Origin of the sequence: Faecalibacterium sp. 9 (assembly GCF_048320955.1) — a bacterium.
GTDB lineage: Bacteria > Bacillota > Clostridia > Oscillospirales > Ruminococcaceae > Faecalibacterium > Faecalibacterium wellingii.
The window spans coordinates 1,747,525-1,761,396 of the sequence record NZ_JBLWGB010000001.1 but is presented as its reverse complement, the minus strand read 5'-3'; the positions used below and the strand labels follow the sequence as shown (position 1 = coordinate 1,761,396).

19 protein-coding genes, 1 tRNA gene and 2 pseudogenes are annotated in these 13,872 nt (G+C 60.6%); all 22 read left to right on the top strand.

All coding sequences use genetic code 11. The features are described 5' to 3' along the window. Nucleotides 1-207: 207 nt before the first annotated feature. Nucleotides 208-723: pseudogene (locus ACKXF9_RS08520) on the top strand (phage minor capsid protein); the annotation flags it as partial. Next, entirely contained in the window at nt 695-1,051 is a 357-nt protein-coding gene (locus ACKXF9_RS08515) for a hypothetical protein (RefSeq protein WP_418265858.1), read from the top strand. The pseudogene ACKXF9_RS08520 and the gene ACKXF9_RS08515, both read left to right, overlap by 29 nt. Beyond that, the gene (locus ACKXF9_RS08510; RefSeq protein ID WP_418265857.1) at nt 1,038-1,238 is read left to right on the top strand and encodes a hypothetical protein; all 201 of its coding nucleotides are present in this window, start codon (nt 1,038-1,040) and stop codon (nt 1,236-1,238) included. The genes ACKXF9_RS08515 and ACKXF9_RS08510 overlap by 14 nt, the downstream gene beginning before the upstream one ends. 8 nt (nt 1,239-1,246) lie before the next feature. Beyond that, nucleotides 1,247-1,525 (top strand): hypothetical protein, encoded by a 279-nt coding sequence (locus tag ACKXF9_RS08505; RefSeq protein WP_418265856.1) that lies wholly within the window; start codon nt 1,247-1,249, stop codon nt 1,523-1,525. 39 nt (nt 1,526-1,564) lie between these two features. Beyond that, a tRNA-Lys gene (locus ACKXF9_RS08500) sits at nt 1,565-1,641 on the top strand. Nucleotides 1,642-1,750: 109 nt separating this feature from the next. Beyond that, nucleotides 1,751-2,038, top strand: a complete 288-nt coding sequence (locus tag ACKXF9_RS08495; protein WP_418265855.1) for a hypothetical protein — start codon at nt 1,751-1,753, stop codon at nt 2,036-2,038. A 62-nt stretch (nt 2,039-2,100) separates the two neighbouring features. Next, nucleotides 2,101-2,340, top strand: a complete 240-nt coding sequence (locus ACKXF9_RS08490; protein ID WP_418265854.1) for a hypothetical protein — start codon at nt 2,101-2,103, stop codon at nt 2,338-2,340. A 177-nt stretch (nt 2,341-2,517) separates the two neighbouring features. Then, a pseudogene (locus ACKXF9_RS08485) lies at nt 2,518-3,186 on the top strand (phage major capsid protein); the annotation flags it as partial. Nucleotides 3,187-3,254: 68 nt separating this feature from the next. Then, nucleotides 3,255-3,881 carry a hypothetical protein gene (locus ACKXF9_RS08480; RefSeq protein ID WP_418265853.1) on the top strand — a complete coding sequence of 209 codons (627 nt, stop codon included), beginning with the start codon at nt 3,255-3,257 and terminating at the stop codon, nt 3,879-3,881. Between the two features lie 17 nt (nt 3,882-3,898). Then, complete coding sequence (locus ACKXF9_RS08475) at nt 3,899-4,033, top strand: hypothetical protein (protein WP_418265852.1); 135 nt, start codon at nt 3,899-3,901, stop codon at nt 4,031-4,033. Nucleotides 4,034-4,037: 4 nt separating this feature from the next. Continuing rightward, nucleotides 4,038-4,412: a minor capsid protein gene (locus ACKXF9_RS08470; protein ID WP_418265851.1), complete on the top strand. Its 375-nt coding sequence runs from the start codon at nt 4,038-4,040 to the stop codon at nt 4,410-4,412. Continuing rightward, nucleotides 4,409-4,867 (top strand): hypothetical protein, encoded by a 459-nt coding sequence (locus ACKXF9_RS08465; RefSeq protein ID WP_418265850.1) that lies wholly within the window; start codon nt 4,409-4,411, stop codon nt 4,865-4,867. The genes ACKXF9_RS08470 and ACKXF9_RS08465 overlap by 4 nt, the downstream gene beginning before the upstream one ends. A gap of 13 nt (nt 4,868-4,880) precedes the next feature. Continuing rightward, on the top strand, nt 4,881-5,417 hold the full coding sequence (locus tag ACKXF9_RS08460; RefSeq protein ID WP_418265849.1) for a phage tail tube protein: 537 nt from the start codon (nt 4,881-4,883) through the stop codon (nt 5,415-5,417). A gap of 112 nt (nt 5,418-5,529) precedes the next feature. After that, complete coding sequence (locus tag ACKXF9_RS08455; RefSeq protein ID WP_418265848.1) at nt 5,530-5,778, top strand: hypothetical protein; 249 nt, start codon at nt 5,530-5,532, stop codon at nt 5,776-5,778. After that, entirely contained in the window at nt 5,775-6,125 is a 351-nt protein-coding gene (locus ACKXF9_RS08450; RefSeq protein WP_418265847.1) for a hypothetical protein, read from the top strand. Before ACKXF9_RS08455 ends, ACKXF9_RS08450 begins: the two co-directional genes overlap by 4 nt. Continuing rightward, the gene (locus tag ACKXF9_RS08445) at nt 6,118-6,729 is read left to right on the top strand and encodes a Gp15 family bacteriophage protein (protein ID WP_418265846.1); all 612 of its coding nucleotides are present in this window, start codon (nt 6,118-6,120) and stop codon (nt 6,727-6,729) included. Before ACKXF9_RS08450 ends, ACKXF9_RS08445 begins: the two co-directional genes overlap by 8 nt. A 161-nt stretch (nt 6,730-6,890) precedes the next feature. Further along, complete coding sequence (locus ACKXF9_RS08440; protein WP_418265845.1) at nt 6,891-10,415, top strand: phage tail tape measure protein; 3,525 nt, start codon at nt 6,891-6,893, stop codon at nt 10,413-10,415. After that, nucleotides 10,405-11,268 (top strand): phage distal tail protein, encoded by an 864-nt coding sequence (locus ACKXF9_RS08435; RefSeq protein ID WP_418265844.1) that lies wholly within the window; start codon nt 10,405-10,407, stop codon nt 11,266-11,268. The genes ACKXF9_RS08440 and ACKXF9_RS08435 overlap by 11 nt, the downstream gene beginning before the upstream one ends. An 11-nt stretch (nt 11,269-11,279) precedes the next feature. Next, the gene (locus tag ACKXF9_RS08430; RefSeq protein ID WP_418265843.1) at nt 11,280-12,272 is read left to right on the top strand and encodes a siphovirus ReqiPepy6 Gp37-like family protein; all 993 of its coding nucleotides are present in this window, start codon (nt 11,280-11,282) and stop codon (nt 12,270-12,272) included. A 12-nt stretch (nt 12,273-12,284) separates the two neighbouring features. Further along, a complete protein-coding gene (locus ACKXF9_RS08425; RefSeq protein ID WP_418265842.1) occupies nt 12,285-13,247 on the top strand; it encodes a phage baseplate protein in 963 nt (320 codons plus the stop codon). Nucleotides 13,248-13,265: 18 nt separating this feature from the next. Next, nucleotides 13,266-13,568, top strand: coding sequence for a hypothetical protein (locus ACKXF9_RS08420; protein WP_418265841.1), 303 nt, complete (start codon nt 13,266-13,268; stop codon nt 13,566-13,568). Then, nucleotides 13,565-13,837: a hypothetical protein gene (locus tag ACKXF9_RS08415; RefSeq protein ID WP_418265840.1), complete on the top strand. Its 273-nt coding sequence runs from the start codon at nt 13,565-13,567 to the stop codon at nt 13,835-13,837. The genes ACKXF9_RS08420 and ACKXF9_RS08415 overlap by 4 nt, the downstream gene beginning before the upstream one ends. The last annotated feature ends 35 nt before the right edge of the window (nt 13,838-13,872 follow it).

Sequence of the window (13,872 nt, the reverse complement as noted above, 5' to 3'; positions counted from 1 at the left end):
GGCGGCGCGGTGGACTACAAGGGCAGGCACTACCCGGATTTTGAAGCCGCCACCGGCTACGGCACCGGCGCAGGCCTGTGTGCGGCTGGAACTGCCGCCAGCACCTTCGCGGTGTTCCGGAGCTGGGCGACCCGCCCGATGGACACGGGGGCGGCTGCGGGAGCTTGAACGCCCGGGACATCGAGTGGAACGGCAAAAAGTACACCGCCTCGGATATCACAGATGCAGCGCGCCCGGGAGCGGAACGTCCGCCGCTGGAAAAAGCGGTATCTGGCCGAGGACGCCGCCGGGCTGGACCCCACCGACGCCGCTGTGCGCCTGAGAGCCGCCCGCCAGAGCCTTGCAGAGTTTGCACAGGCCACGGGCGGCCGTGTGGACAGCGCCCGTGTCAGTGTGCCCAAGTTCGGCAGGAGCGAAGCCGGCAGGGCGAGCTGGGCAGCAAGAGGGAAATCTCTGGGAAATTCTGGAACGCTCCTGCAAAAGCTCAATTACTCCAACAACGTTTCTAAAACCGAGCGTGAAAGCATTGAGAGCGAGTTGTCTATTCTTCCTCAGTGGCAGCGTGATAAGGCTGAAAGCATCATCAACAAGGTCGTAATGACAGAGAAAGACGCCAATGGAAGCGGCTATTATTATCCGGACAAAACGCTTTATCTTCACCCTGAGCGCAAAAGCGGTGATGTCATTCACGAGTATGGCCACGCATTGGAATATCTCCCTTGACCTGCGGCATAACTCCAAATACATCAGCATCCGAAAATCCGGGATTGATGTTGAAGATCTTTCTCAAATCGTGTATGATGATAGTACCTATACACAAGCGGTTTATCTCCTTCAGAACAGCAAATTCATATCTGAGTATCAGGGACGGCTATATGAATCTCCCACGGATGGAATTTTTAAAGCCGGAACGATGCAGATCAATGAAGATATGCTGAAGGAATATTTCAGCGAAGGGTATCGCGCTTTTTATCAGGAGCCCTTTGCCCTGAAAGAGAAGGACCCGCAGCTCTATCATTTTATTGAGGGATTGAACGATGACCAAAAGTGAAGTGCTACAGCTTGATGAGCCCTCTGCAATCTGGAACGAAATGCAAAAGAATCCGGCATTGCGAACAGATGGGGATGTCTGGCTGCACATGACCCGCCTGTCAGCCAAGCAAGACAGACAGCGGTCTCAGGAAGCGTATGGCGACCCGGAAGCGTATCTGTATATGGACTTAAACAAAAAGAAGTGAGGTGCATCATGGAAGATTTTCGCATCATCTACCGCATCCTGAAATTCTTGCAGCAGAGCGTGGATTTGAGGACTTCGACAGCGAAGGATTCGAACGCCGAACGCTTCGGTAAGAATGGAACCGTTTTCAGGCCTTGCTTAGTCAGGCTTCAGCGTGCAGGATACATTGAAGGTCTGGACATCGTTCAGTACATCCGCCAGCCGGCACCCATACCGATCCGTACCACTACAAGCTCTATTTCCACACTGATATCCTGCCCAGCGTGGAAACAAGGCCGTAAAATTTAATACTCAGCGGTTGGCGCACAGCGTCAGCCGCTTTTTTATGCCGTTTTAGCTCATGTTGGCAGAGCACCGGACTTTTAATCCGGGTGTGGCGGGTTCAACTCCCGCAAGCGGCACCACAGCGGAAGGCGGCGCGTACCCCGTCTTGTCCCGTGCGGAATGAGAACCGCGATACAAAACAGCAGGGACTTATCCACCCAACAGACAAAAGAAAGGAGCACATCGCAAGTGAAACGCGAAGATGTGAGCAAGATCATTCCGGGTATCACCTCGGACCAGCTGGACAGCATCATGAACCTGCACGGCGCGGATATCACGGCCAAGGTGAACAAGATGACCACCCTCAAGGCCGAGAAAACCACCCTGACCGAACAGCTGTCCACTGCAAACAGCAAACTGGAAGGCTACGACCCCGAGTGGAAGGCCAAGGCCGAGCAGGCCAAGACCGATGCTGTGCGACTCAGGTCGCTGCCCTCGAAAAGGGCTACGCTCTGGAACGCAAGGCATCCGGCCTGAAATTTTCCAGCGAGAGCGCCCGCAAGGCGTTCCTTGCCGAGGCAAAGGCCCAGAATTTTGCTATGAAGGACGGCGAGATTCTGGGCTTTGATGATTATGTCAAGGCTTTCAAAGAGAATAATCCAGCGCCATTCTGCCGGACGGCGGCATGGCGCGTTTTCCGCATCGGCGACCGGCACCCACCCGGCCAGCCCGCAAACACACATGAGGCCGCGAAATGCTGCATTCGCGCAGCGTTCAGCAGGAAGGTTCAATTGTACTGGCTACTGATGCAATCGCTCGCAATAAGGCTGAGGCCCTGATCCAGAGCGTTGGTGAACACCATCCAGCAGGACGTGCCCAAAAGCTCCACCGTCATGCAGCTGGGCACCCGCCTTGCCGATATGACCTGTTGACCGACCAGAATTCACCGTGCTGTCCAGGTGCTGCCGCTGGCTGCTGGGTAGACGAGCTGACTACCGGCATCAGAAGACGGCAAGCAGGAATGGGACAACGTGTATATGACCGCTGCAGAGCTGGCCGTCATCGTTCCTGTGCCCGAGGCTGTGCTGGCAGATTCCAGCTTTGACATCATGGGCGAGGTACAGCCCCGCGTCCGGGAAGCCATGGGCGCAAAGATCGACAACGCCATCCTGTTCGGCGGCGAGCGTCCCACCGAGTGGACGACCGATGTTCTGACCCTTGCGGCCAAGAACAAAGTCACCGGCCCCATCGACTACGCAAAGCTGCTGGGCAAGGACGGTCTGTTCTCCAAGGTGGAGGCTGGCGGCTTCGGCGTGGACGCCGTGGTGGGCGACCTGACCGCCAAGGCAGAGCTGCGCGGCCTTGTGGATACCACTGGCCGTCCCCTGTTCCGTTCCGATATGCAGGGTGCCACCACCTACGCGCTGGACGGCGCACCGATGTACTTCCCGGATAACGGCGGCTTTGATGCTTCCAAGGCGCGGCCAATTGACGAGCAACTTCAAGGAGCTGGTGTACTCCATCCGTCAAGAGGACGTCACCGTGAAGCTGCTGGATCAGGGCGTTATTCGAAGCATCGGCCAGCTGCACGCCGAGGAGATCGTCGAAGCTCGCCCGGCCAGATGGTGGCCCTGCGTGGGTCATGCGCATGGGCTGGGCACTGCCGAACCCTGCCACCCGTATGAACGCCGACCGCTCCAAAGTCCCCTTTGCGTTCCTGACCGCAGCTGCCGTCGCAGCATAAGGAGGCCCCATGCTCTACTGCACCTATGACCAGTACACGGCGGCGGGCGGCATGGTGCCAGAAACGGCGTTCGGTGTGCTGTGCAGCCGGGCTTCCCGCATGATCGATTCCGCCACCTTTGGCCGGGCCGAGAGCCACGCCGCCGGGTGCGAGGCCTGCCGGGAAGCATTGGCGGACGCCTGCGGGCAGATCGTCGGCCTGCTGGCCGCTGCATCTGCGGCGGGTGCTGTGCCGGGTGCTGCCAGCGTCTCCAACGACGGCTACAGCGTCACCTTTGGCAGCAATGCCGATGCCACCGCCGCCGCCCGGCAGGAAGCCTATGACGACATCCCCGCACCGCGCTGGGCAATGACCCGCACGACCTGCTGTACAGGGGGATTTTGTGATGCAGACAGCCGTTACTGTGGTGAACCTCATCCACGATGTGACCACCGAGACAGACAGGCCGGTGTGCTGGGTGTGCTCCCGGGTGCTGCTGGCGGGAATGCCGCTCCACCTCCGGCTCCGGCACCGCCAAAGACCCGGAGCGCACCACCCACATCCGCATCCCGGCCAGCGTGTGTACGGCGGGCTACCTGCCCTATGCCCAGTGGGCGGCGCTGTCTGCGGCGGAAAAGACCAAGCACTGGACCCTGAAACGCGGCTGGAAGCTGGTGCAGGGCGCGGTGCCTGCCTTGACCGCCGAAGAGTATGCCCGGCTTGAAAAAACGCACCTGTGCTGCACAGCGGCGGCTGTCTCGGACGACCGGGAGCCGCTGCTGCCCCACTGGCATGTGGAAGGGAGCTGATCGCATGAGCGCACCGGTTTTTGATTTCAAGATCACGTTCCGGCCCGGCTTTCAGGCCGACATGGATGCACGGTTCGCAAAGCTGCAGTTTGCCTTTTCACAGAAAGTGGCGGCAACGGTAGACCCCTATGTGCCCTTTGACACCGGCACGCTGAAGAACAGCGTGAATCAGGCATCCGACTTCAAGGAAGGTCTGCTGGTGTACAATACGCCCTATGCCCGCAGGCAGTATTATCTGCATGAACAGGGCAAGGGTCTGCATGGTGAGAACGGCCTGCGCGGCTCCTATTGGGGCCAGCGGGCCATTGCCGACCACAAGGACGAGCTGGAAAAGTTCGCCCATGATGCCGCAAAGCAGTTTCTGGGAGGGAACAAATGAGCGAAACCGTAAAGCCCACCATTGCCGCCCTGCGGGCATGGCTCAAGACCTGCCCGCTGATCGCCGAAGAACAGGAAGCCACCGGTGCAGCCTTCCGCATTGCCGGACTGGAAGAAGAATCCACCGCATTTTCCATCGAGGACAGCCCCGGTGATCCCATCCTCACCGAGTACATCTCCGGCTGGGAAATGTCGAAGAATTACCTCTTCCTCAGCCGCCGGGAGTACAGCGAGGTGGACGCCGTCAGCATCCAGAACAGCGGCTTTTTTGAGCAGCTCACCGAGTGGGTCATGCGGCAGGACGCCCGGCACGACCTGCCTGACCTCTCGGCCTGCGGCGGGGGCAAGACCCCTACCGGCATTGCCGTGACAAACAGCGGCTACATCGTCACAAACAGCGCGGGCAGCTGTAAGATGCAGCTGCAAATGCGCCTGACCTACTACATGCCAAAATGAAAGGAGTTTTGATATGACTGTATCTGAAGCCATTACCAAGTCCGGCATCACGCCCAGCGCGTCGTATACCGGCATTGAGACGGCGGACGACTTCATCCTCGCCTTCCAGATCGAGAGCACCCAGACCAAGGAAAGCCAGTGGATCGTCTGCGCCGACCACGTGAAGGAGCATTCCGGCTCCCTGAACGCCACCACCGAGGATTCCCAGTACATCCGCACCGGCAACGTTACCGAAAAGACCGGCACCCAGCGCACCCTTGCCGTCAACGGCGTCCGCTACACGGGCGATGCTTTTCAGAATTTTGTGCTGAGCCACAAGATCGTGTACGGTACCGGCAGCGATATCATCAGGCCGTACATCTATTTCAGCCTTCGCACCGGCAAGGGCGAGAAGGGCAGCGCTTCCATCATCGTCACCAGCGACGTGGGCGGTGCAGCCGGTTCCAAGGCCACCTTTGCCTGCGACGTGAAGGTCATCGGCACGCCGGAGGAGTTTGACTACAACCCCGCCACCCAGTCCGCTGAGCCTGCCAAGGCCGTCAAGGGCTGATTTTTTTCAAACACAGTCCCCGCTCCACACCGGAACGGGGATTTTTTATGCCGTGAACAAAGCTTATTCCTCCGGGGCAGAACCGGGGCACGGCCCAAGAAGGAGCCAGAACATGGTTATTTGTGGACAGGAATTTGAATTTTCGGCGCTGAACGCCAACGACCTCGACCGTATGGACGCGGCACAGCAGCACATGCAGGCGGCTTCTGACCGCGAGAGCAAGCGCTCGCATACGGGCACCGCCGACATCCTGCGCGGCCAGTGCCGCCTTATGATGGGCTACTTCGACGAGCTGCTGGGCGAGGGTGCATCTGAACGTCTGGGTCTTGACGGAAACAGCTTGGTGCCTGTGTCCGTGTGACGAACGCCATCAAGGAAGCCATCGCCGCAGAACAGGCCACCGTAAAGCAGGCGGCTGCAATGCCCATGAACCGCGAGCAGCGGCGCGCAGCGGCAAAGCAGCAGCAGCGCAAGCAGAAACCCGTGTCCCGCAGCGAGGGTTTCCACCCGCAGGTGGCAAGCCGCCCGGCGCAGCAGCCTATCACCCAGACCAACACTTTCTGGCCGGACACGGAAGCCGAGACCCGCCGCAAGACCGACCAGCTGATCGATGCCCGGCAGGCTGTGAATGCCCTGCGGGACGACCCCGATGCCATGCAGCAGCTGGCAGAGTACGCTCTGCAGCTGGCATCCGAGCGCCATGTCTGACCTGCTGCTGGACGAGTTGCCCACCCGGTGGCACGGACACGAGATCATCCCGGATTTCCGGCCCATGGTCTGGCTGGTGAACGCCTATGTGCGCGGCCAGACAGGAGATGACCCCCTCGGTTTTGCGGTCAGCGCCCTCTGGCGTTTTTACAAAGACCCACACTGTTTTCTGAACGACCCTCAGAAGATCATCGACGCCTACGGGTACATGATCGAGTTTTATAAGGCGGGCGAAAAAGCAGCCGAAAGCGCCGCAGCTGAAAGCAGTACCGCGCCCTCTTCCGGTCTTGCCTTCGACTACCAGTGTGATGCCGGTTACATCGTGGCGGCGTTCCAGCAGGCCTACGGCATCGACCTGACCCGGGAGCGGGTGCACTGGTTCCGGTTCCGGGCGCTGTTCGCGGCCCTGCCGGAGGAGACCCTCATGGCCAAGATCATGAGCTGGCGCACCATGGACCTGTCCGAGTACGAGGGCAGTATGCGTGCCCACTATGCCGACTTGCAGGAGCGCTTTGCCCTGCCTGCTGAGCTGAGAGGGGGTGCCGCCCGTGTCGTGTCCGTCGAAGAGCATGATGCTGCGTTCCTTGCGCGGTTCCGGCACTAGCCGCGCCCCGGTGCCCTGCCCATACTGCGGGCGGGCGCTGCCGGTGTGGGCAGAAAATGCCGCATCCGCCCATGGCCTGTGGGTAAAATGCAAAAATCCCGCCTGTAAGCGGGAGGTAGAGATCAAGTTATAACAGCCTGTGCCCTTGTGCCCGCGCTCTTTTGGAATGGAGAGAGGTGGACACAGTGGCATTTGATTTTGACGTTACCGGCAACACCAAACTGGATACCAGCGGTTTTACCAATGGCATTTCCAGCATGACGGTGGCTGCTGGTAATCTGATCGCTGACTTTGTAAAATCGGCCAGCAGCAAAATGGCCGAGCTGGTGACTTCCTCGGTCGATATTGGTTCATCGTTCGAGACAGCCCTTGCCAAGGTCGGCACCATCGCCGACACGAGCAAGGTCTCCGTGGGCGATCTGAACAAGCAGATCCTTGATACATCCGGCAGCATGGGCGTTGCCGCTGCAGACATTGCCGAAGCAGCCTATCAGGCCATCAGTGCCGGACAGGATACGGCAAACGCCGTAGCTTTTGCCGGACAGGCTTCCAAGCTGGCTGCTGCTGGCTTCACTTCCAGCAGTTCGGCAGTCGATATCCTGACCACCGCGCTGAATGCCTATGGACTGAGTGCAGATCAGGCCATCCATGTATCGGATGTGCTGCTGACCACCCAGAATCTGGGCAAAACCAGCGTGGATGAGCTTTCGTCCAGCATGGGCAAGGTCATTCCTCTGGCTGCAGCGTATGGCGTGACCGTCGAAAATCTGTCCAGTGGTCTGGCCGTCATGACCGCAAATGGTATTGCCACGGCAGAAGCCACCACCTACACCAAGTCCATGCTCAACGAACTTGGCGATGCCGGTTCTACTGTCGGCAAAATTTTGCAGAAACAGACCGGCAAGAGCTTTGCTCAGCTGAATGCTGAGGGCAAGAGCCTAGGCGATGTTCTGCAGATTTTGTATCAGAGCGTCGGCGGCAGCAGCACTGCCTTTGCAGGTCTGTGGTCGAGTGTGGAAGCAGGCACCGGTGCATTGTCGCTGGCATCCGGCGGCGCTGAACATTTCAACGATGTGCTCAGCCAGATGCAGAACAGCGCAGGCGCTACCGAGACCGCCTACGAGACCATGACCGACACCTTTCAGCACAAGGTGGAGACCATGCAGACGGCTGCCCAGAACTTCGGCATCACCCTGTATGACTCGCTGGAATCCTCTCTGAGCGATGCCACTCAGTGGGGCACAGACTGCCTCACCCAGCTGACCACCGCCCTGTCTGATGGCGGACCCGAAGCCATGCTTCAGGCTGCAGGCCAGATTCTCTCCGATCTGGCGGCAGGCATTACCGAGCAGCTGCCCGGCCTGATGAACACCGGCGTGGAGATCATCACCCAGCTGGCTGAGGACATCGTGGAAGCTACACCGGCCATGCTGGACACGGCTGCTGAAGTGCTGGGCGCGCTGGCACAGGGCCTTGTTGACAACATCCCGGACCTGATCGCCAGCGCCGCCGAGATCATCGCCGGATTTATCGGCTACCTCGGTGACCACACAGACGAGATGATGACCGCCGGCCTGCAGATCATCGAGAGCCTCATCATTGGTATCACCGACAATCTCCCTGCACTGATCGAGTCCGCAGGCGCGGCGATTGCCAAGTTTGCCGCCGCGCTGATTTCCAACCTGCCGAAGATCCTCGAGTGCGGCGCGGCTATGCTGACCACCCTTGTGGACGGTATCCTCTACAGCATTGAAAATCTGGCCGAAGCCGCCCTCGCCTGCGTGGCAAAGCTGGTGGGCGTCTGGGACGGCAGCATGGACGAGTGGGGCCATATCGGAGAGAACATCGTTCAGGGCATCATCAACGGCATCGCGTCGATGTGGAACCGGCTGACCTCGTGGGTCAGCGGCCTGATTGCAAATCTGGTGGGCACGGCCAGCAATGCCGCCGTCAACGGCATCACCCAGAGCACCTCTGGCTCTACCTCTTCCGGCTCGACGAGCGCCGGGGCAATGAACCGCGACCAGCGGCACGCCGACGCGCTGGCCGGGAAAGGCATCAGCAATAAGAGCTGGACCGAACGTCAGGAAGAAGCCAAAAAGGCCGGTAAGGAGACGGCAGCATCGATTACTCAGTCGGCAAACAACGCCGCTGCTGCCATCGACAAGTCCGGCAAAAAAGCATCGAAAAGCGCCAAAAAATCCACCGCCGAAGTGGTCAAGTCCATCTCGGACACCACGACCGAAATCGACGGCAAGATCACCCGCACCACCGAAAACATCACCGAAACGCTCTCCAACGGCAAGACACAGCAAAAGCAGGTCATCACCGAGACTTCCCGGCAGATGGTGGACGGCGTGCTGAAAGATGTCAAGACCATCACGGAAGTGGCGGCAAACGGCACCAAGACCGTCAAGCAGACCATGGAGACGGTGCGGGAGACCGCCAAAACTGTCACTTCCACCTTCGAGACACTGGCAGACGGGGTCAAGACCACCACCCAGACCGTCACCGAGACCCTGACCGACGGCACCGAGACCCAGAAGCAGGTCATCACCAAGACCTACGACGACGTGGTGGACGGTGCCCTCGTGACCATCGAGCGGGTCAAGACCATCGCCGCCGACGGCACCGAGAAGGTAGCCGAGCAGATCAAAAAATCCAGCGCAGACACCTTCGACGGCCTGTGGAAGGAGATCCAGACCGAGGCCAACACCAGCGTGCTGGGTACCTTCGATGACCTGTACACTGCTGTCAAGAATCAGGACTGGCTCTCCGTCGGCAAGTGGGTCGCAAGCACCATCTACAGCGGCCTGACCGCCGACCAGAAGCAGCAGGTGCAGTCCTTCGCCCTCGGCATCGTGAATAAGCTCAATAAGGCGCTGGGCGGTGCCCGGGACAAGCTGGTGCAGGGAGCCATCGACCTTGGCGGGCAGATCGTGAACGGCCTGACCGGCGGCTTCTCTGAGGTCTGGCAGCAGGCGCAGGGCCTCGGCTCCACCCTGCTGAACATTTTCAACGGCCTGAAAGACCCGCTGCAGGCGGTGGCTCTCGCCATCAGCAAGGGCCTGAGCGGCGGCTTTCTCTCCTGTATGCCCGAGATCCTCATGGGCGCGGGCAGCGTGATCGTGGCCATCAGCTCGGCCTTTACCGGGATGCTGGAAACCATCGGCGCTGTTGCCGACCGGGTTCGGGACCCCGAAGGGCCTGCTGATGATCGCAGCGGGCATCGCGCTGGTGGCCGCGATCGCAGGCATCGTCGCCGCCCTCGGCGGCTCTTTCAGCAAGAAAGGCTCGTCCGGCGGCGGTTCCTCTGGCGGCGGTTCGTCCGGCTCCGGCGGCATGGGCAGCGTGGATATCACCACCGGCACCGGCAGTCTGGAAGATGCCATCAACGCCAACACCAAGGCGCTGGAAAAGACAAACTCTGCCCTTGCCGATATGATCCGGCAGGCGGGAGCGCTGGTGCTTTCCGACAACATGCGCCTCGGCTCCACCGTGGCCGCTTCCGGCACCGCACAGGTGGTGTCCGCCGCCCGCAGCTACCACCGGGAGGGCGACACCAATATCACCCAGAACTTCTACAATGGCCACGACACCGCCGCCGCACAGCAGCGGGAAGCCCGCTGGGAGGCCGACAAGGCCAAGGCCCGCAAACGATGAAAGGAGGACACCGTGCTTTTTAAGGATCACCTCGAAATAGTCACCGACGCCGGTGCCGTCCTGCATCTGGGCTGGGACTACGACGCCCCTTACTTTCTCGACCCGCTCAACGGCATCGACGTGGACTTGAAAACCGCGCAGGGTGTCAATCAGGTGGGCGACACCGTGGAGGGGCAGAGCGTCTCCGGTGTGTCCCGCACCCTCGATGTGGTGTTCTGGGGCGCGTACGCGCTGGACAATGCCCGGGCGTTCAGCAAAAAAATGCCATACTTCACCAAGGGCACCCTGTACTTTGGCGACCACTATTTCACCCGGTTCGTGCTGCAGAAAACGCCCTACTTTTCCAGCTACACGCCGCAGCCGCGCTGTTCGCTCATGCTCTACAGCGAAAAGCCCTTCTGGTACGACCTCAATGCCGTCAGCAGCGTGCTGGGCGGGTATGAGAAAGCGTTCCGTTTCCCCGTCTGCTACGACAGCCACATCTACGGCATCAAGCGGGACGGCACGGCGGCGGTGCTGCGCAACGACGGTTCGCTGCCAGTGCCCTTCACTGCCACCCTGCGGTGCGACATGCCGGTGACGCATCCCAAGGTGGTGGATCTGCAGACCGGGGCCTTCATCGGCTTTGACCTGACCCTGCAGCCGGACGAGACGCTGGAGATCTACCGCAGCACCTCTGACCGGCTGGCCTGCACCCTGACCCGGGCAGGCGTGACCGAGAACATCTTTGCAAAGCTGGACGAGGACAGCACCCTCACCGAGCTGCAGCCCGGCGATAACGTGCTGAGTATGCAGGCGGAGTCCGGCTCCGGCTACCTGCAGGCATCCGTGAGCTTTTACCCGATGGAGGCGGGCATTCTTCCCGAACCGCTATGAGAATAGACGTTTTGGACGCAGACACCCTTGCCCGCGTGGGCTGGGTGGATGTGTGGGTGTCCCTCTACTGGGACAGCCCCTATTACTCCGAGGGCAGTTTTACCCTTGAGGTGCGGCCCACCGCCGAGAATCTGCAGCTTTTGCAGGAAGGGCGCTGGCTGGTGCGCAGCGACGAGAACCCCCGCATCCCCATGCGCATCTGCTCCCGCACCAACCAGAACGAGGATGCGAATTTGGTCGTGAGCGGCTACCCGGCAACGTGGCTGCTGACCAAGCGGGTGTCTGCGGTGAGCATCAAGAACCAGCCAGCGGAAGCCGCCATGCGCAGCCTTGTGAGCGCCGCAAAACCGTGGCCCCGCCTTGAGCTGGGCACCGAGTACGGCTTTGACACCACCTTTGAAAAGCAGACCTCCGGCGGCACGATCTTCGACTACTGCCAGACCATCGGGCAGGCCTGTGATCTGGGGTTCCGCATCGTGCTGGATGGCAAGGGCAGCAGCAAGCGCCTGCTCTTCGAGTGCTTCCGGCCCACCTTCGACCCGAACCGCCGCTACAGCCCCCAGTGGGGCAATCTGCTGAATGCCGGGTGGAGCTTTGCCGACACCGACTACGCCAACGTGGCCCTTGTGCAGGGCGCTGGCGAGGGCGACGAGCGGGCCACCGTCTGGGTGGGGGATGTGACCGCCACCGGCTCAGATCGGCGGGAGATGTATATTGACGCCCGGGACGTGCAGCCGGAGGACGGCGAGACCAGCACCAGCCAGAGCTATCTGGAAAAGCTGGCTGACCGGGGCGGTGAAAAGCTGCTGAGCCAGCTGCGCACCGGGTCCATCGAGTTTGACGTGGACGACGACACCCTGCAGGTGGGCGACGTGCTGAGCGCAAGTCTGCCTCAGCTGGGCTACACCGCCATGGTGCGGGTAGCCGACATCATCACCCAGAGCGAGGACAGCGGCACCACCCGCACCATCCGGCTGGGCACGCCCACATGGCACAAGACCTGAAAGGAGGACTTTATGGCTGATATCATTACTTACCCCGAAGACGGCATCCGATATGACGCCGACGATGCTTCGGGCTACCTTGCCACCCGCCTGAGCGGCGTATACAGCGCCGAGGAGGATTTCTCCGTCACAGCACAGGGCGGCCTGAGCGTACAGGTGAGCGCCGGTCAGGCATGGGTGCACCCGGCGCGGTTCAAGGGCCGCAGCATCATCATGGAGCAGCCCACCACCGTGGTGCTCACCGAAGCGGACCCTGTGCGCAGCCGCATTGACCGCATCGTGCTGCGCTACGACGCCGCCGCCAAAAAGACCAGCCTGCAGGTGCTGGACGGCACGCCGGACTCCGCTGCCCCTGCGGCCCCGGAAATTTCACGCACCGAGCTGGTCTATGACCTCTGCCTTGCCGAGATCAGACGCCCCGCAGGCAGCACTTCCATCACCGCCGCCGACATCACCGACACCCGCGCGGACGAGACCGTCTGCGGCGTCATGCGGGACGGCGTGACCGGCATCCCCACCGGCACTTTGGTGCAGCAGTTTCGAGCTGTCATTGACGCACTGAAAGGGGAAGCCGCCGATAAGCTCGGCTACTACCCCGTGGGCAGCATCTACCAGAGCACCGACCCCACCAGCCCCGCCGCGCTGTTCGGCGGCAGCTGGGAGGAGATTGCCTCCGAGCGGGTGCTGATGGGTGCGTCCAGCACCCACGCAGCAGGCACCACTGTTAAGGCCGGTCTGCCGAACCTCAAGGGCTCATCCTCTGGTGTGGCGAGCACAGCATACCCAAATGTATCTAACAGTGGCGCTCTTTCTATAAACACAAACAATGGCGGTTTGGCTGGTTACGAAGGCGGTTCATACGGCAGTAATTGCACCGTATCTTTTGACGCATCCAAGTCCAATGCCATCTACGGACGCAGCAGCACCGTGCAGCCCGCCGCCTACTATGTGCACATCTGGCACCGCGTGGCCTGAGAAAGGAGGTTTTGAGCGATGATCCCTGTGACATTTGACACTGTGGCAACATTGCAGTTTGGCAGTGAGGGTCACCCAACCAGTCTGCACTTTGCTATCCCGGAAGAGTGGAAAACCTGCAAAATCAGACTCCACCTGCGGCGCAGCGACGGTAGCTTTGTGCCCCCGATGCAGCTGGACGAAAATGGGTGCGTAAAAGTAGACCGCAGTGACTCCGGCAAGACCGGCGGACAGTGGATGCTGTCGGCTGAAAGTCCTGACGGAAAAGTATCTTACTCGCGAATCGGCAAATATGTGACCCCCATGGAGGTGACACCATGAAGATCATCGACGAGACCGGCGCGGTTGTGGAAAACCCGGACCTGACGCTGGGTTATCTGACCGACGACACCCAGCCGCTGGAGCACCCGGCGCAGGAGGCCGTGGCCGAGGTGGCCCACTACGAGACGGTGGCCGAATACCCCAGCGGCGGCAGGGACGTGCAGCGGGTGGTGGATGTGCCGGGCGTACCGGCAAAGCCCGCGCTTTCAAAATCCGCATTGCCGCCGGTGAAGTCTTTGAAGACATCGCCGCCGACTACCCGTCCCTGACCACGGACCATCTGGAAGCCATCAAGGCAGAGCTG